Annotated in this window: 19 protein-coding genes; 4 read left to right on the forward strand and 15 right to left on the reverse strand. The window is 54.0% G+C overall.

All coding sequences use genetic code 11. The features are described 5' to 3' along the window. Positions 1-253: 253 nt before the first annotated feature. Entirely contained in the window at positions 254-727 is a 474-nt protein-coding gene (locus BFV67_RS20190; RefSeq protein ID WP_069598971.1) for a prepilin peptidase, read from the forward strand. Here the strand turns inward: BFV67_RS20190 and bfr are convergent. The 11 genes from bfr to fkpA form a co-directional block, all read right to left on the reverse strand. Continuing rightward, positions 711-1,187, reverse strand: a complete 477-nt coding sequence (gene bfr, locus BFV67_RS20195; protein ID WP_008503492.1) for a bacterioferritin — start codon at positions 1,185-1,187, stop codon at positions 711-713. The genes BFV67_RS20190 and bfr overlap by 17 nt on opposite strands. 72 nt (positions 1,188-1,259) lie before the next feature. Beyond that, positions 1,260-1,454 carry a bacterioferritin-associated ferredoxin gene (gene bfd / locus BFV67_RS20200; RefSeq protein WP_008503493.1) on the reverse strand — a complete coding sequence of 65 codons (195 nt, stop codon included), beginning with the start codon at positions 1,452-1,454 and terminating at the stop codon, positions 1,260-1,262. 179 nt (positions 1,455-1,633) lie between these two features. Further along, on the reverse strand, positions 1,634-2,818 hold the full coding sequence (tuf, locus tag BFV67_RS20205; protein WP_014830236.1) for an elongation factor Tu: 1,185 nt from the start codon (positions 2,816-2,818) through the stop codon (positions 1,634-1,636). Positions 2,819-2,887: 69 nt separating this feature from the next. After that, positions 2,888-5,002 carry an elongation factor G gene (gene fusA, locus BFV67_RS20210; RefSeq protein WP_021242224.1) on the reverse strand — a complete coding sequence of 705 codons (2,115 nt, stop codon included), beginning with the start codon at positions 5,000-5,002 and terminating at the stop codon, positions 2,888-2,890. 96 nt (positions 5,003-5,098) lie between these two features. Further along, positions 5,099-5,569, reverse strand: coding sequence for a 30S ribosomal protein S7 (rpsG, locus tag BFV67_RS20215; RefSeq protein WP_004106370.1), 471 nt, complete (start codon positions 5,567-5,569; stop codon positions 5,099-5,101). Positions 5,570-5,665: 96 nt separating this feature from the next. Then, on the reverse strand, positions 5,666-6,040 hold the full coding sequence (gene rpsL, locus BFV67_RS20220; RefSeq protein ID WP_000246815.1) for a 30S ribosomal protein S12: 375 nt from the start codon (positions 6,038-6,040) through the stop codon (positions 5,666-5,668). 124 nt (positions 6,041-6,164) lie between these two features. Next, the gene (tusB, locus tag BFV67_RS20225) at positions 6,165-6,452 is read right to left on the reverse strand and encodes a sulfurtransferase complex subunit TusB (RefSeq protein ID WP_008503005.1); all 288 of its coding nucleotides are present in this window, start codon (positions 6,450-6,452) and stop codon (positions 6,165-6,167) included. A 7-nt stretch (positions 6,453-6,459) separates the two neighbouring features. Then, on the reverse strand, positions 6,460-6,819 hold the full coding sequence (gene tusC / locus BFV67_RS20230) for a sulfurtransferase complex subunit TusC (RefSeq protein WP_008503006.1): 360 nt from the start codon (positions 6,817-6,819) through the stop codon (positions 6,460-6,462). After that, a complete protein-coding gene (tusD, locus tag BFV67_RS20235) occupies positions 6,819-7,205 on the reverse strand; it encodes a sulfurtransferase complex subunit TusD (protein ID WP_023345014.1) in 387 nt (128 codons plus the stop codon). Before tusD ends, tusC begins: the two co-directional genes overlap by 1 nt. Continuing rightward, a complete protein-coding gene (locus tag BFV67_RS20240; RefSeq protein WP_003861697.1) occupies positions 7,205-7,927 on the reverse strand; it encodes a helix-turn-helix transcriptional regulator in 723 nt (240 codons plus the stop codon). The genes tusD and BFV67_RS20240 overlap by 1 nt, the downstream gene beginning before the upstream one ends. A 165-nt stretch (positions 7,928-8,092) precedes the next feature. Then, positions 8,093-8,911, reverse strand: coding sequence for an FKBP-type peptidyl-prolyl cis-trans isomerase (gene fkpA, locus BFV67_RS20245; RefSeq protein ID WP_008503008.1), 819 nt, complete (start codon positions 8,909-8,911; stop codon positions 8,093-8,095). A 238-nt stretch (positions 8,912-9,149) separates the two neighbouring features. Between fkpA and BFV67_RS20250 the strand changes: the two genes are divergently transcribed. Beyond that, positions 9,150-9,368: a protein SlyX gene (locus tag BFV67_RS20250; RefSeq protein ID WP_008503009.1), complete on the forward strand. Its 219-nt coding sequence runs from the start codon at positions 9,150-9,152 to the stop codon at positions 9,366-9,368. Positions 9,369-9,419: 51 nt separating this feature from the next. On the opposite strand, the gene slyD is transcribed toward BFV67_RS20250, so the two are convergent. The 4 genes from slyD to kefG form a co-directional block, all read right to left on the reverse strand. Then, complete coding sequence (slyD, locus tag BFV67_RS20255; RefSeq protein WP_008503010.1) at positions 9,420-10,010, reverse strand: peptidylprolyl isomerase; 591 nt, start codon at positions 10,008-10,010, stop codon at positions 9,420-9,422. 94 nt (positions 10,011-10,104) lie between these two features. Then, positions 10,105-10,305 carry a YheV family putative zinc ribbon protein gene (locus BFV67_RS20260; protein WP_008503011.1) on the reverse strand — a complete coding sequence of 67 codons (201 nt, stop codon included), beginning with the start codon at positions 10,303-10,305 and terminating at the stop codon, positions 10,105-10,107. A gap of 13 nt (positions 10,306-10,318) precedes the next feature. Continuing rightward, a complete protein-coding gene (gene kefB / locus BFV67_RS20265; RefSeq protein WP_023345015.1) occupies positions 10,319-12,124 on the reverse strand; it encodes a glutathione-regulated potassium-efflux system protein KefB in 1,806 nt (601 codons plus the stop codon). Beyond that, positions 12,124-12,675, reverse strand: coding sequence for a glutathione-regulated potassium-efflux system ancillary protein KefG (gene kefG / locus BFV67_RS20270; RefSeq protein WP_014885493.1), 552 nt, complete (start codon positions 12,673-12,675; stop codon positions 12,124-12,126). Before kefG ends, kefB begins: the two co-directional genes overlap by 1 nt. Before the next feature lie 138 nt (positions 12,676-12,813). On the opposite strand from kefG, the gene BFV67_RS20275 reads away from it, so the two are divergent. Both BFV67_RS20275 and BFV67_RS20280 read left to right on the forward strand, forming a co-directional pair. Continuing rightward, positions 12,814-14,718: an ABC transporter ATP-binding protein gene (locus tag BFV67_RS20275; RefSeq protein ID WP_055322448.1), complete on the forward strand. Its 1,905-nt coding sequence runs from the start codon at positions 12,814-12,816 to the stop codon at positions 14,716-14,718. Between the two features lie 13 nt (positions 14,719-14,731). Beyond that, on the forward strand, positions 14,732-15,664 hold the full coding sequence (locus BFV67_RS20280) for a LysR family transcriptional regulator (RefSeq protein WP_069598837.1): 933 nt from the start codon (positions 14,732-14,734) through the stop codon (positions 15,662-15,664). Positions 15,665-15,737: the final 73 nt, after the last annotated feature.

Genomic DNA, 15,737 nt, shown 5'->3' on the forward strand with positions numbered 1-15,737 from the left:
CTACTCTGGTTCTGATTGAACCCGCCGTCAATTACGACAAGCCCGCGCATTATACGTAAATCTGGGCAAGACGCAAGTGCCGTTTAGAAATTAAGCGCCAATGTCGCAGGGTGTGTAAGAGCGCGCAACGTTTTATGCAATGTATTCTGCGGCGATGCTTTGTTTCGAGCCGCTACGCATCTCCGTTTTTTGTGCATTGCCGGACAGGCCGATTATAACGACTATGCGCTCAAACCCGTTTGAGGCCTTTTACATGCTAACCACCCTCCCCTTTCTGCTGATCTATCTTTCACTGACTGCCTTACTGGTACATGCCGATATTCGCTACGGTCTGCTTCCCGATAAATTTCTCTGCCCGCTGCTATGGGCTGGGCTGCTCTTCCAGCTCTGTATCCAACCTGATTTTCTGCCGAGCGCGGTGGCGGGTGCGATGGCCGGATATATTGCCTTTGCAGTTATTTACTGGGGCTATTGGTTTATCTGCCGGCGTGAAGGTATGGGATATGGCGATGTGAAATACCTGGCGGCGCTGGGTGCATGGCATGGCTGGTGCGTACTGCCAATGCTGGCGTTACTCGCGGCGCTGATGGCGCTTCTCTGCATTCTTGTCTTTTCGTTAATCCGCCCTAATAAGAAGGCAATAAAAAACCCGCTGCCTTTTGGGCCATTTCTGGCAGCAGCGGGTTTATGCGTAGGCTGGAAGACGTTGCTTATTCTTCCACTTTAATCTGTGACTGAAGATAGTTTTGCAGGCCAATTTTAGCAATGAGATCCAGCTCTGTTTCCAGCCAGTCAATATGCCCTTCTTCATCGGCCAGGATCTGGATCATCATATCGCGGCTGACGTAGTCATGTACGCTGTCAGCATAGGCAATGGCTTCACGGAGATCTTTAGCGCCTTCAAGTTCCAGCCTGAGGTCGGAACGCAGCATCTCTTCGACATCTTCTCCGATGCCCAGCTTGCCGAGATCCTGCAGGTTTGGAATGCCTTCAAGGAATAAAATACGCTCGATATATTTATCAGCGTGTTTCATCTCATCGATAGATTCATGGTACTCAACGTCGTTTAAACGTTTGAGTCCCCAGTTTTTGAACATTCTCGCGTGAAGAAAATACTGGTTGATTGCGACAAGCTCATTTCCCAATAATTTATTGAGATAACTTATGATTTTAACATCACCTTTCATTATATAGTCCCTCCGCTTCCACTCATTGAAGCGTAGATCGGGCTACAGGGATGTCAAAGAAAAGATGGGCGCTTACGCGATCTCTTTGTATTCCGGGATCTGCATCAGCTCGTCCTGCATGATCTCTCGCGCAGCACGTACGCATTTACCGCATTGATTTCCCACCGGAACAAATTTGCGAAGCTGCTGGAATGACTGGGGCTGAAACTGGCGAACGGCCTGACGTATTTTTTTGTCGCTTACACCATTACATAAACAAACGTACATAGAAACTCCCGTTCAAATTATGCGCAAAGTGTAAGTGAGAATGGTTATGATTACAATAGCACAAACGCCAGAATGCGGGGCGGGAGCAGGCAAAAAATGCGAAATTTTGTGACGACGCCTGAGCGGTAGAAAACAAAAAAGGACGCCGAAGCGTCCTTTTTTAATTCAGGGATAATTAATTAGCCCAGAACTTTAGCAACAACGCCCGCGCCAACGGTACGGCCGCCTTCACGGATTGCGAAACGCAGACCGTCGTCCATCGCGATTGGGTGGATCAGCGTCACAACCATCTTGATGTTGTCGCCTGGCATTACCATCTCAACGCCTTCTGGCAGTTCGATGGTACCGGTCACGTCAGTAGTACGGAAGTAGAACTGTGGACGGTAGCCTTTGAAGAACGGAGTATGACGGCCGCCTTCGTCTTTGGACAGGATGTACACTTCAGATTCGAACTTGGTGTGTGGCTTGATTGAGCCTGGCTTCGCCAGAACCTGACCACGTTCGATTTCTTCACGTTTGATACCACGCAGCAGAACACCAACGTTCTCACCAGCACGGCCTTCGTCCAGCAGTTTGCGGAACATTTCAACGCCAGTACAGGTAGACTTCGCAGTCTCTTTGATACCAACGATTTCAACTTCTTCACCAACTTTGATGATACCGCGCTCTACACGACCGGTAACAACGGTACCACGACCGGAGATGGAGAATACGTCTTCGATTGGCAGCAGGAATGGCTTGTCAATCGCACGCTCTGGTTCTGGGATGTAAGAATCCAGGAAGCCAGCCAGTTCGATGATTTTCGCTTCCCACTCTGCGTCGCCTTCCAGCGCTTTCAGAGCAGAACCACGAACGATTGGAGTATCGTCGCCTGGGAAATCGTACTGAGACAGCAGTTCACGAACTTCCATCTCTACCAGTTCCAGCAGCTCTTCGTCATCAACCATGTCGCATTTGTTCAGGAACACGATGATGTAAGGAACGCCTACCTGACGACCCAGCAGGATGTGCTCACGAGTCTGAGGCATTGGGCCGTCAGTCGCAGCAACAACCAGGATCGCGCCGTCCATCTGCGCAGCACCGGTGATCATGTTTTTAACATAGTCGGCGTGGCCTGGGCAGTCTACGTGTGCGTAGTGGCGAGTCGGGGTGTCGTATTCAACGTGGGAAGTGTTGATGGTGATACCACGAGCTTTTTCTTCTGGTGCGTTATCGATCTGGTCGAATGCACGAGCAGAACCACCGTAGGTTTTAGCCAGAACGGTAGTGATTGCAGCAGTCAGGGTAGTTTTACCATGGTCAACGTGGCCGATAGTACCAACGTTGACGTGCGGTTTTGTACGTTCAAATTTTTCTTTAGACACGGCTATATTCCTTACTATAGTGCTCTCCCCTTTGGAGAGAGCACGGGACTTAGGTTTTAATCCTGTGGATTACTTACCACGGGCTTCAATAACGGCCTGAGCAACGTTGTTAGGCGCATCATCATACTTCAGGAATTCCATGGTGTATGATGCACGACCTTTGGTCAGAGAACGCAGCTGAGTTGCATATCCGAACATTTCAGACAGCGGAACTTCAGCGTGGATCTTAACGCCAGTCACTTCGGATTCCTGACCACGCAGCATACCGCGACGACGGCTCAAGTCACCGATAACGTCACCGGTGTTCTCTTCAGGAGTTTCTACTTCAACCTTCATGATTGGCTCAAGCAGAACTGGTTTTGCTTTCTTAAAGCCTTCTTTAAAGGCAATAGACGCAGCCAGTTTAAACGCCAGTTCAGAGGAGTCAACGTCGTGGTAAGAACCGAAGTGCAGACGGATACCCATGTCAACAACCGGATAGCCAGCCAGAGGGCCCGCTTTCAGCTGTTCCTGGATGCCTTTATCAACGGCTGGGATGTATTCGCCAGGAATTACACCACCTTTGATGTCGTTGATGAACTCGTAACCTTTCGGGTTAGAGCCCGGCTCCAGTGGGTACATGTCGATCACAACGTGACCGTACTGACCGCGACCACCAGACTGCTTAGCGTGTTTACCTTCAATATCGGTAACTTTCGCGCGAATCGCTTCGCGGTAAGCAACCTGAGGTTTACCCACGTTCGCTTCAACGTTGAATTCACGCTTCATACGGTCAACGATGATGTCCAGGTGCAGTTCACCCATACCAGCGATGATGGTCTGGTTAGATTCTTCATCAGTCCATACGCGGAATGATGGGTCTTCTTTCGCCAGACGGCCCAGAGCCAGACCCATTTTTTCCTGGTCAGCTTTGGTTTTTGGTTCAACTGCGATGGAGATTACCGGCTCTGGGAATTCCATACGCTCCAGAATGATCGGGTGATCCGGGTCACACAGGGTGTCACCAGTGGTCACGTCTTTCAGACCGATAGCTGCAGCGATGTCGCCCGCACGAACTTCTTTGATTTCTTCACGTTTGTTAGCGTGCATCTGTACGATACGGCCAAAACGCTCACGCGCCGCTTTCACGGAGTTCAGGATGGTGTCACCGGAGTTAACCACACCAGAGTAAACGCGGAAGAAGGTCAGGTTACCCACGAATGGGTCGGTAGCAATTTTGAACGCCAGTGCAGAGAATGGCTCTTCGTCGCTTGCGTGACGCTCAGCCGGGGTATCTTTACCGTCGTCCAGGATGCCGTTGATCGCAGGAACGTCAACTGGGGATGGCAGGTAGTCAACTACCGCATCCAGCATCGCCTGAACACCTTTGTTCTTGAACGCAGAACCACAGGTTACCAGGATGATTTCGTTGTTCAGAACGCGCTGACGCAGAGCTTTTTTGATCTCTTCTTCAGTCAGTTCTTCACCACCCAGGTATTTCTCCATCAGCTCTTCAGAAGCTTCAGCAGCGGATTCGATCAGGTTCTGGTGCCATTCGTCAGCCAGGTCCTGCATTGCAGCTGGGATATCTTCGTATTCGAAGGTAACGCCCTGGTCTGCATCGTTCCAGTTGATGGCTTTCATTTTCACCAGGTCGATAACGCCGGTGAAGCCTTCTTCAGCACCAATTGCCAGCTGCAGCGGAACAGGGTTCGCGCCCAGACGGGTTTTGATCTGGCCAACAACTTTCAGGAAGTTAGCACCCATACGGTCCATTTTGTTAACGAACGCGATGCGTGGAACTTTATATTTGTTCGCCTGACGCCATACGGTTTCAGACTGTGGCTGAACACCACCAACTGCGCAATAAACCATTACCGCGCCGTCAAGAACACGCATGGAACGTTCTACTTCGATGGTGAAGTCAACGTGCCCTGGGGTGTCGATGATGTTTACGCGATGCGGTTCGTACTGCTTAGCCATACCTGACCAGAATGCAGTAGTCGCTGCGGAGGTGATAGTGATACCACGCTCCTGCTCCTGTTCCATCCAGTCCATGGTGGCTGCGCCGTCATGAACTTCACCGATTTTGTGGTTTACACCGGTGTAGAACAGAATACGTTCGGTAGTAGTGGTTTTACCGGCGTCGATGTGCGCACTGATACCGATGTTACGGTAGCGTGCGATGGGTGTTGTACGAGCCATTTGATTCCTCGTTTATATCTTTAGGCGTTCAGTTAAGTTACCCAGAGCGGGCGGCTTCTCTGAAGCGCCCGCCTGGTGACTAAGACTCCGAAGGGATTACCAACGGTAGTGTGCGAACGCCTTGTTGGCTTCTGCCATACGGTGAACGTCTTCACGTTTCTTAACTGCAGTACCTTTGTTGTCTGCAGCATCAGAAAGTTCGTTCGCCAGACGCAGAGCCATGGATTTATCACCGCGTTTACGAGCAGCTTCAACGATCCAACGCATTGCCAGGGCATTACGACGAACCGGACGAACTTCAACTGGAACCTGATAAGTAGAACCACCAACGCGGCGGGACTTAACTTCTACAGTTGGGCGAACGTTGTCGAGAGCGACTTCGAAAGCTTCCAGTTCATTTTTACCAGAACGCTGAGCCAGGGTCTCCAGCGCGCTGTATACGATTGCTTCTGCAGTAGATTTTTTACCATCTACCATCAGGATATTTACAAATTTTGCCAGCAGTTCTGATCCGAATTTCGGATCTGGAAGAATTTTACGCTGACCAATGACGCGACGACGTGGCATGGGAATACTCCGTTGTTAATTCAGGATTGTCCAAAACTCAAAGAGTTTAGTATGACATTAAGATAAATCAGTTTGGCCTTACTTAACGGAGAACCATTAAGCCTTAGGACGCTTCACGCCGTACTTGGAGCGAGCCTGCTTACGGTCTTTAACACCTGAGCAGTCCAGCGCACCACGAACGGTGTGGTAACGAACACCCGGAAGGTCTTTAACACGACCGCCACGGATCAGGATCACGGAGTGCTCCTGCAGGTTGTGACCTTCACCACCGATGTAGGAAGTCACTTCGAAACCGTTAGTCAAACGCACACGGCATACTTTACGCAGTGCGGAGTTTGGTTTTTTAGGAGTGGTGGTATATACACGAGTACATACACCACGTTTCTGCGGGCAGGCTTCCAGCGCAGGCACGTTGCTTTTCGCAACTTTGCGTGCACGTGGTTTGCGTACCAGCTGGTTAACTGTTGCCATTAAATAGCTCCTGGTTTTAGCTTTTGCTTCGTAAACACGTAATAAAACGACCTCATACAATATGAGGACGCGAAATTTTAGGGCTACGTCGAAAAGGTGTCAAGAAATATACAGCGATCTCAAATCACCAGTTCATTTGACTGGCGTGCGTCACAGTAAGATTGACGAAATCAGTATAGCCAACCACGTCAATTTTGGCTGAAATTTGACCAGAAAGACCCCGCGCATCCAGATCGTCTTTCAGCGCAGAAACTGTTATGGGGGCATTCGTGAGCATTTCAACGAAGCGGCTGCCTTCAAGTGCGGCAAGCACGCCGTCCTGAATCAGCAGCAGGTCATCACCGTCGCGCAGCATACTCAGTAACGCGTCGATATCACATTGCCATGGTGAATGGCTCAGAGTATGGAGCATGGCAGCCTCAGAAAGTCAGAACGGTGTCGTAGTGGGAAAGGTGTTCGCGCAATGCCGCAGAAGACACGACGGTCACATCCAGCACGAAAGGCGTCTTCTCATCCAAACCGCGAGCGGCCAGCGAGTCGGCGCAGACATAAAGGGTTTCAATGTCATACAGCGGCAGCACTTTAAACGTAGCGATGTAATCCCGCGCCAGAATGGCCTGTGGCTGCTGACCCGCCAGAAGCTGAAACACACCGTCCCCTAAAAAGAAGACGCCGATATCTTCGGTCAGCGCGGACGTCGCAAGTAACGCATCCAGCCCTTCGCGGCCAGAAGCGCTCCCGTGCGGCGCAGACGCAAAAACAAATGCCACGCGCTTCATCAGAATTGCACCACTCTGTCGCAGGTGAGCGCCGCCTGTGCCAGCGCGCCCAAACCGCTTAACGAAAAACCGGGCTGCAGGTTAGAACCCGACAAACCAAGACGGGCGGCTTCGGTTGCATCGGTGACGCCGCGGCGCAGTGCCGCCGCCACGCAGATGTGCAGTTCTACGCCCTGCTTTTCGTTTAATGCCTGCCAGCCGCGCACCACATCAAACTCATCGCTCGCCGGCGACGTAAACTGGTTCGCGTTATACACCCCTTCCCGATAGAAGAAGACGCTCGCCAGCTCATGTCCGGCTGCCAGCAGCGCATGCGCAAACTGCAGCGCGCTGCTTGCCTGCTGAGTCCCGTACGCCGGGCCTGTCACCATTAACGCATAACGCATTACTTGTCTTGTCCCAGGAAATCACCGCTTTTGAACTGGCGAATATAGAGGTAGACCGTGTGCTTGGAGATGTTGAGACGATCGGCCACCTGGTTGATGGCGTCTTTAATATCAAAAATCCCTTTTTCATAGAGATTGAGCACGATCTGGCGATTCTTGGCGTTGTTAGAGACGTTGCGGTCGGCATTCACCTCTTCAATGGTGAACTCAAGCGTCTGCGTGACGAGATCTTCGACGGAAGAGGCAAAGTTAACAGAAGAGCCAACATCCGGCGTTTCTGGTGGAATAAAGGTGCTCATGATCTGCGAGAAAGGCACATCAAGGTTCATGTTGATGCACAGCAGCCCAATTACACGATGCTCGCGGTTTCGAATCGCGATGGTTTCTGATTTCATCAGCACGCCGCTTTTGGCGCGGGTGAAATAGCATTTGGAGACGCTGCTGTCCGCGCCGGTCATGTCATGCAACATACGCAATGCAAGGTCGGTAATTGGCGAGCCAATTTTACGGCCAGTATGCTCACCATTCGCAATGCGGATGGCGGAACACTTCAGATCTTGCAGGGAGTGCAATACGATTTCGCAGTGGGAGCCAATGAGCATCGCTAACCCGTCCACTACCGCTTCATAGGATTTCAGAATATCGAAGTCGGTCTGATCGAAAGGACGTTGATCCAGCAAATCAAGTTCACTGGTTTCGTTGGTTAAAAGCGACCTGGACATGAAAAAAACACTCCTTTTCAGGAGCCTGTCGTTAGGTTTTCAGGGCAGGCTCATTATCTACACGGACAACTAAATTAATACAGCGTGCCTAACGCTTTCCAGTGTTAATTATATCTGCCCCACAATAAAAAACCGCCGCCTTAAAGGCGGCGGTTTTTTTCAGCATTACTTCTTAGCGGCAGCGGCTTTATCGTCAGCCGGTGCGTCTGCCTTGGCATCCGCTTTCGGTGCCGGTTTGATGTCCAGCAGCTCTACGTCAAAGACCAGCGTAGAGTTGGCAGGGATCCCCGGAACGCCGGTTTTGCCATAGGCCAGATCCGGTGGGATGACCATCTTGATCTTGCCGCCTTTCTTGATGTTTTTCAGGCCTTCAGTCCAGCCAGGGATCACACCATCCAGACGGAAGGAGAGCGGCTCACCACGGGTGTAAGAGTTATCGAACTCTTTACCGTCGATCAGCGTACCTTTGTAGTTCACGACAACCGTGTCGCTGTCTTTAGGCGCATCGCCGGTGCCTTCTTTCTCAACTTTGTACACCAGGCCAGTCGAAGAGGTTTTCACACCCTTCTCTTTAGCGAAGGCATCGCGGTAGGCTTTGCCTTTCGCTTCGTTGTCTTTAGCGTCCGCGTCCATCTTAGTCTGCGCGGCGCCCTTCACACGCGCTTCGAACGCCTGCAGAGTCTGTTCAATTTCCTGGTCAGACAGCTTGCTCTTATCGGCAAATGCGTCCTGAACGCCTGCGATCAGCTGAGCTTTATCCAGTTTGATGCCCAGTTTCTCTTGTTCTTTCAGAGAGTTTTCCATGTAACGACCCAGAGATGCGCCCAGTGCGTAGGCGGATTTCTGGTCGTCATTTTTGAACGCTGCTTTGCTGTCTGCAGTGGCAGCAGGCTTCGCAGCAGTATCAGCAGCGAATGACAGCGGCGCGTTCAGCGCAACAGCCATCGTCGTCGCCAGCAGCGTTACTTTAAACAGTGATTTCATCCATATCTCCAGGGCCTGGGGACTCTCACCCCAGCGTTAAACGTAAATGAGTGACGTACTATAAAACGTTGCAGAAGAAATCTACAGACAGACACGTCCAATTCTCGCCACTTTTCAGACTATTTTTGTTTAAATAAGTTTCTTGCCAGAGGGATGCGAACTGTACTTAAGGATAAACTCAGTTAAACTGCGCCGCCGCTGGGCCATTATGGCGAATCTGAAATAAACGAGGTGAATGATGAAGGATACAACGATAGAAGCGAGAATGGCTGAGCTGGAAAGCCGCCTGGCTTTTCAGGACATCACCATCGAAGAGCTAAACCAGACCGTGACCGCACATGAGCTCGAAATGGCGAAACTGCGGGATCATATGCGCCTGCTGACGGAAAAGCTGAAGGCTACGCAGCCGTCGAACATCGCCTCTCAGTCAGAAGAGACGCCACCGCCTCATTATTGAGGCGTAAAAAAAGCGGGATAATCCCGCTTTTTTATTTTCCGCATAACGGTATTAGTGGCAGCCGCAGCCGCCGTTACCGCAACCACCTTTACCGTGGCCGTGGTCATGACCATGGTCGTGGCCGTGACCACCGCAGCAGCCGTCGTGGCCGTGATCGTGGTCATGGTCGTGACCGTGCGCACCGTGAACGTGGCCATGAGCCAACTCTTCTTCGGTCGCTTCGCGGATCGCAACAACTTCTACGTTGAACTTCAGGTTCTGGCCAGCCAGCATGTGGTTGCCGTCAACCACGACGTGGTCATCTTCCACTTCGGTGATTTCAACTGGAACCGGGCCCTGGTCGGTTTCCGCCAGGAAGCGCATGCCAACCTGCAGTTCGTCAACGCCCATGAACACGTCTTTAGGAACGCGCTGAACCAGGTTGTCGTCATACTGACCGTAAGCGTCGTTCGCGCCTACAGCAACGTCAAATTTGTCGCCAACTTCATGACCTTCCAGCGCGTTTTCCAGGCCGGAAATCAGGGAACCGTGACCATGCAGGTAGTCAAGCGGCGCACTCACCGGAGACTCATCAACCAACACACCGTCTTCTGTACGTACCTGATAGGCCAGGCTGACCACCAGGTCTTTTGCTACTTTCATGATATCTCCTGAGCGTGGGAAAATTGCTGGCGCAGATTGTAGCGGAAATCTGCACCTGTGTACCCTTTAGCTTAAAAAAACTCAGGGCATATCGCTAGTCCGGATGAAAAATCCCGATAACTTGCTCTTCTTTGCGAACGTGCTCGCGCGCCTCTTTGTCGGCCTCACGCATCTGGTGACCGCACTTAACACACTCAACAACATCAATATTATTTTCCCGCCACATCGCCAGGGTATCTTGCGCCTGGCAGGTCGGGCATTTTGCACCCGCGATAAAGCGTTTACGTACAGCCATCTTTCGTTACCCTTTATTCAAATTCATCCCAGCCATCGAGCTGGCGTCGTTCCTGCTGCATCTCGCGCTGGAAGATCTCCTCCAGCTCGCGACGCGCTTCCCGGACGCGGGAGATCTGCGCCGTATCGGTATGGACCGGCATCAGCTCGCGCAGCATCCGCATATCCAGCCGGCGGAAGTGCATCTGGGCGCGCTGCGCCTGATGCGGATGCATGCCAAGCGAGATCAGCGCCTTGCGCCCCAGCTCCAGCGCACTGGAGAACGTCTCACGGGAGAAGTGTTTCACACCCGCCTGCAATAATTCGTGAGCTTCAACACGTCCCCGCGCACGCGCCAGAATATGCAGATGCGGGAAATGCTGCTGGCAAAGATCCACCAGCTTCATCGTGTCTTCCGGGTCGTTACAGGTAATGACGATGGATTCTGCCGCCTCTGCCCCCGCCGAGCGCAGTAGCTCAAGCTGGGTCGCGTCGCCGTAGTAAACCTTGTAGCCATATTTGCGCATCAGGTTGACCGCGCTGATATCCCGCTCCAGCACCGTAATGCGCATTTTGTTCGCCATCAGCAAACGGCCGATTACCTGTCCAAAGCGGCCAAAGCCCACCACGATCACCTGGGGCTTATCGTCTTCCACCCACGGCGCTTCGTCTTCATCGTCTGTCGGGTTCAGGCGGCGCGACAGCAGTCTATCCACCATCTTCATCAGCAGCGGCGTGGTCATCATGGACAGCGTGACCGTTACCAGCAAAAGCGCCATCTGATCGTCTTTAAACAGCTTCTGGGAGGAGGCGGTAGAAAACAACACAAACGCGAACTCGCCTCCCTGGCTCAACACGCTCGCAAACTGCATGCGCTCCGAACTGCGCAGGCCGTAAATGCGCGCCATAACGTACAGCACCAGCGTTTTCACCGCCACCAGGATAGCGACGCTCACCACAACCCACAGGAGATGGGTATAGAGCACGCCAAGGTTGAGCGCCATCCCCACCGAAATAAAGAACAACCCCAACAGCAACCCTTTGAAGGGATCGATGGCAATTTCCAGCTCGTGGCGGTATTCACTTTCCGCCAGCAGCACCCCGGCGATAAAGGTCCCGAGCGCCATCGACAGCCCCAGCGCGTCCATAAACAATGCCGACCCCAGCACCAGCAGCAGCGTCGCGGCGGTAAACACCTCGCGCACGCCGGACGCGGCAATAAAGCGGAACACCGGACGTAACAGGAAACGTCCGCCAATCAGCATCCCCGCGAAGGCCAGCACCTTCATGGCGATTTTCGCCCAGTCGAAGTGGTCGTCGCCGGAGCCCGCCAGCAGCGGCACCAGCGCCAGCGCCGGGATGACCGCCAAATCCTGGAACAGCAGCACCGAAAAACCCAGCTGACCGGCTTCGTTACGGTTCATCCCCTTGTCGCGCATCAGCTGCAGGGCCATCGCCGTCGACGACATCGCAAGGCCTATCCCGCCGATCACCGCCGCCTGCCAGGAGAAATTCGTCAGCATTAACAGGCCACCCAGAATCGCGGCGCTGAGCAACACCTGAGCGGCACCTACGCCAAAGATGGAGCGTCGGAGCTGCCACAATTTTGAAGGGTTAAGCTCAAGGCCAATGATGAACATCAGGAACACCACGCCCAGCTCGGAGAAGTGGAGTATTTCATCCACATCGCTGATGAATCCCAGTCCCCAGGGGCCAATGGCGATCCCCGCGAGCAAATACCCCAGTACCGCACCGATACCAATACGCGCTGCAAGCGGCACCGCGACGACGGCCGCAAATAAAAACAGCACCCCGGCGAGGAGCAAATTCGATCCTTCCATTAACGCCCTCCTGCCGGAATCGGTGACGCCAGCCATTCGCCGTAGGCTCTGGCGTGGCTGGCCAACTCTTTCGGATCCTGACGACGGGCCCAGTAGACAATAATCGGGCTCATCCAGTGCATACGGCACATGGCCGCCGTCAGCTCAAAAGGCCGCAGAATGTCGCTCATCGGATAGCGGTTCAGCCCGTCGTGGCGGTAGGCGCTTTCGGGTTCACCGGTCGTAATCACACTACGCCAGTACTTTCCCGCCAGCTGGTTGCCCCCCACCCCGCTGGAGAAGCCCCGGCTAAGCACGCGGTCCAACCACTCTTTGAGCAGCGCCGGACAGCTGTAGGTATAAAGCGGATGCTGGAACACAATCACGTCATGCTGACGCAGCAGTTCCTGCTCGTAAGGAATATCAATAAAGAAATCAGGATAGTGCGCGTAGAGATCGTGCACCGTCACGTTGCTGAGCTGAGTAGCCGGCTTAAGCAGCACCCGGTTTGCCACCGAGTCCTGAGATTCCGGATGGGCATACAGCAGCAGCACTTTTGCTGTCTGAGACATCATTCCCCTCCCGGTCTTGTTTCTGTTTTTGTGTATCGTCGCTGTTTTGGGCTACCATGGCGGCCCGGTGCGGAAAACGGCCCACACCTTACATTATCATAATGACAAATTAACATAGTCGGAACATACGGCGCTTCTATGATTGTTTTCTCCTCGTTACAAATTCGTCGCGGCGTGCGCGTCCTGCTGGATAACGCCACTGCTACCATCAACCCGGGCCAGAAAGTGGGCCTGGTCGGCAAAAACGGCTGTGGTAAATCCACGCTGCTGGCGCTGCTGAAAAACGAGATTAGCGCGGATGGCGGTAACTTTACCTTCCCGGGGAACTGGCAGCTCGCCTGGGTAAACCAGGAGACGCCCGCGCTGAGCGAACCGGCACTCGACTATGTTATCGACGGCGATCGTGAGTACCGCAAGCTCGAGGCGGAACTTAACGCCGCTAACGAGCGCAACGACGGCCACGCCATCGCCACCGTTCACGGCAAGCTGGACGCCATCGACGCGTGGACCATTCGCTCCCGCGCCTCCAGCCTGCTGCACGGCCTGGGCTTCAGCAATGAGCAGCTGGAACGCCCGGTCAGCGACTTCTCCGGCGGCTGGCGGATGCGCCTCAACCTGGCGCAGGCGCTGATCTGCCGCTCTGACCTGCTGCTGCTCGATGAACCGACTAACCACCTCGATCTCGATGCGGTTATTTGGCTGGAGAAGTGGCTCAAGAGCTATCAGGGCACTCTGATTCTGATCTCCCATGACCGCGACTTCCTCGACCCGGTGGTGGATAAAATCATTCATATCGAACAGCAAACGATGTTCGAGTACACCGGCAACTACAGCTCCTTCGAGCGCCAGCGCGCGACGCGTCTTGCCCAGCAGCAGTCCATGTACGAAAGCCAGCAGCAGCGCGTGGCGCACCTGCAAAGCTTTGTGGATCGCTTCAAGGCCAAGGCGTCAAAGGCGAAGCAGGCCCAGAGTCGCATCAAGATGCTGGAGCGCATGGAGATGATCGCCCCGGCGCACGTCGACAACCCGTTCCACTTCAGCTTCCGGGTCCCGGAAAGCCTGCCAAATCCCCTGCTGAAAATGGAAAAGGTCAGCGCGGGTTATGCCGACCGCATTATTCTCGACTCCATCAAGCTCAACCTGGTGCCGGGTTCACGTATTGGTCTGCTCGGGCGCAACGGTGCCGGTAAATCCACGCTGATCAAACTGCTGGCGGGCGAGCTTAATCCGGTCAACGGTGAAATCGGCCTGGCGAAGGGCATCAAGCTGGGTTACTTCGCCCAGCATCAGCTGGAATTTTTACGCGCGGATGAATCCCCGATTCAGCACCTCGCGCGTCTGGCGCCGCAGGAGATGGAGCAGAAGCTGCGCGACTATCTCGGCGGCTTCGGCTTCCAGGGCGATAAGGTCACCGAAAACACCGAGCGCTTCTCCGGCGGCGAAAAGGCCCGTCTGGTGCTGGCGCTGATCGTCTGGCAGCGCCCGAACCTGCTGCTGCTCGATGAACCGACCAACCACCTGGATCTCGACATGCGTCAGGCGCTGACCGAAGCGCTGATTGAATTCGAAGGGGCGCTGGTTGTCGTTTCGCACGATCGTCACCTGATCCGCTCCACCACGGACGATCTCTACTTAGTGCACGATGGCAAAGTCGAACCGTTCGACGGCGATCTCGAAGACTACCAGCAGTGGCTGACGGACGTGCAGAAGCAGGAGAACCAGCCGGAAGAGTCGGCGAAAGACAACGCCAACAGCGCGCAGGCACGTAAAGACCAGAAGCGCCGTGAAGCGGAGCTGCGCACCCAGACGCAGCCGCTGCGTAAAGAGATTGCCCGTCTCGAAAAAGAGATGGAAAAGCTCAACGCCACCCTTGCTACCGTTGAAGAGAAGCTGGGCGACAGCGGTCTGTATGACCAGAGCCGTAAAGCGGAACTGACGGACTGCCTGCAAACGCAGGCGAAGACCAAATCGAGCCTTGAAGAGTGTGAGATGGCGTGGCTGGACGCGCAGGAACAGCTGGAAGCGATGCTGCAGGCTGACTGATACCGGGAGGGCTATGAGTTTCGATAACACGAGCGAGATTACATTCCGCAAGCTCAGCATCTTCATGACGTTTATGGAGAAGGGGAATATCGCGCGTACCGCCGAAACTCTGGACCTGAGCGGCGTCAGCGTTCACCGTGCGCTGCACACGCTGGAAGAGAACGTGCGCTGTCCGCTCTTTACCCATAAGGGGCGCAACCTGATTGCTCTCCCTTCCGCCTGGACCTTACTGGAATATTGTCAGGAAGTGATGCAGGTGATGGAGCGCGGGCTGGAAGCGTCGCGCAAAATTGCCGGGATCGGCCAGGGGCGGCTGCGAGTCGGAACGCTCTACTCGCTCACCCTGGAAACCGTGCCGCGTCTGATCATGGGCATGAAGCTACGTCGTCCGGATCTGGAAATGGATCTGACGATGGGCTCCAACGAAACCCTGCTGCACATGCTGGATGAAGGCTCTCTGGACGCCATTCTTATCTCCATTTCCGAGAGCGATATCGACCGTAACAGCCTGGAAGTGCTCCCGCTGTTCCATGACGACATCTTCCTTGCCGCACCGGCCTCCGCGACGCTCAATACCCGCGGCCCGGCCGATCTGCGCGACTATAAAGATCGGAAATTTGTCTCTCTTGCGGAAGGGTTCGCCACCTATGCAGGCTTCCAGGAGGCGTTTCATATCGCCGGGTTCGAGCCGGAGATTGTTACCCGGGTGAATGACATTTTCTCCATGCTCAGTCTGGTGCAGGCGGGAGTGGGCTTTACGCTGATGCCGGGCAGGATGAAAAAGGTCTATGAGAATTCCGTGCAGCTCCTGAAGCTTGCCGAGCCGTACCAGATGCAACAGCTGATCGCCATCGTCTTTGCCCGCAACCGCGAGCAGGATCCAAGCCTGCGGGCGCTGGCCGCCGAAGGGCGGATGTATGCCCGCAGTTTGCAGGATAGTGCCTGATGTTATTGCCCGGTGGCGCTACGCTTACCGGGCCTACAGTCCGTAGTAGGCCCGGTAAGGCGCAGCCGCCACC

Origin of the sequence: Enterobacter roggenkampii (assembly GCF_001729805.1) — a bacterium.
Taxonomy (GTDB): domain Bacteria; phylum Pseudomonadota; class Gammaproteobacteria; order Enterobacterales; family Enterobacteriaceae; genus Enterobacter; species Enterobacter roggenkampii.

Bases quoted from the DNA above. Each gene is read 5' to 3' on its own strand.
- BFV67_RS20190 (WP_069598971.1), top strand. From the start codon at position 254: ATGCTAACCACCCTCCCCTTTCTGCTGATCTATCTTTCACTGACTGCC.
- bfr (WP_008503492.1), bottom strand. From the start codon at position 1,187: ATGAAAGGTGATGTTAAAATCATAAGTTATCTCAATAAATTATTGGGA.
- bfd (WP_008503493.1), bottom strand. From the start codon at position 1,454: ATGTACGTTTGTTTATGTAATGGTGTAAGCGACAAAAAAATACGTCAG.
- fusA (WP_021242224.1), bottom strand. From the start codon at position 5,002: ATGGCTCGTACAACACCCATCGCACGCTACCGTAACATCGGTATCAGT.
- rpsG (WP_004106370.1), bottom strand. From the start codon at position 5,569: ATGCCACGTCGTCGCGTCATTGGTCAGCGTAAAATTCTTCCAGATCCG.
- rpsL (WP_000246815.1), bottom strand. From the start codon at position 6,040: ATGGCAACAGTTAACCAGCTGGTACGCAAACCACGTGCACGCAAAGTT.
- tusB (WP_008503005.1), bottom strand. From the start codon at position 6,452: ATGCTCCATACTCTGAGCCATTCACCATGGCAATGTGATATCGACGCG.
- tusC (WP_008503006.1), bottom strand. From the start codon at position 6,819: ATGAAGCGCGTGGCATTTGTTTTTGCGTCTGCGCCGCACGGGAGCGCT.
- tusD (WP_023345014.1), bottom strand. From the start codon at position 7,205: ATGCGTTATGCGTTAATGGTGACAGGCCCGGCGTACGGGACTCAGCAG.
- BFV67_RS20240 (WP_003861697.1), bottom strand. From the start codon at position 7,927: ATGTCCAGGTCGCTTTTAACCAACGAAACCAGTGAACTTGATTTGCTG.
- fkpA (WP_008503008.1), bottom strand. From the start codon at position 8,911: ATGAAATCACTGTTTAAAGTAACGCTGCTGGCGACGACGATGGCTGTT.
- BFV67_RS20250 (WP_008503009.1), top strand. From the start codon at position 9,150: ATGAAGGATACAACGATAGAAGCGAGAATGGCTGAGCTGGAAAGCCGC.
- slyD (WP_008503010.1), bottom strand. From the start codon at position 10,010: ATGAAAGTAGCAAAAGACCTGGTGGTCAGCCTGGCCTATCAGGTACGT.
- BFV67_RS20260 (WP_008503011.1), bottom strand. From the start codon at position 10,305: ATGGCTGTACGTAAACGCTTTATCGCGGGTGCAAAATGCCCGACCTGC.
- kefB (WP_023345015.1), bottom strand. From the start codon at position 12,124: ATGGAAGGATCGAATTTGCTCCTCGCCGGGGTGCTGTTTTTATTTGCG.
- kefG (WP_014885493.1), bottom strand. From the start codon at position 12,675: ATGTCTCAGACAGCAAAAGTGCTGCTGCTGTATGCCCATCCGGAATCT.
- BFV67_RS20275 (WP_055322448.1), top strand. From the start codon at position 12,814: ATGATTGTTTTCTCCTCGTTACAAATTCGTCGCGGCGTGCGCGTCCTG.
- BFV67_RS20280 (WP_069598837.1), top strand. From the start codon at position 14,732: ATGAGTTTCGATAACACGAGCGAGATTACATTCCGCAAGCTCAGCATC.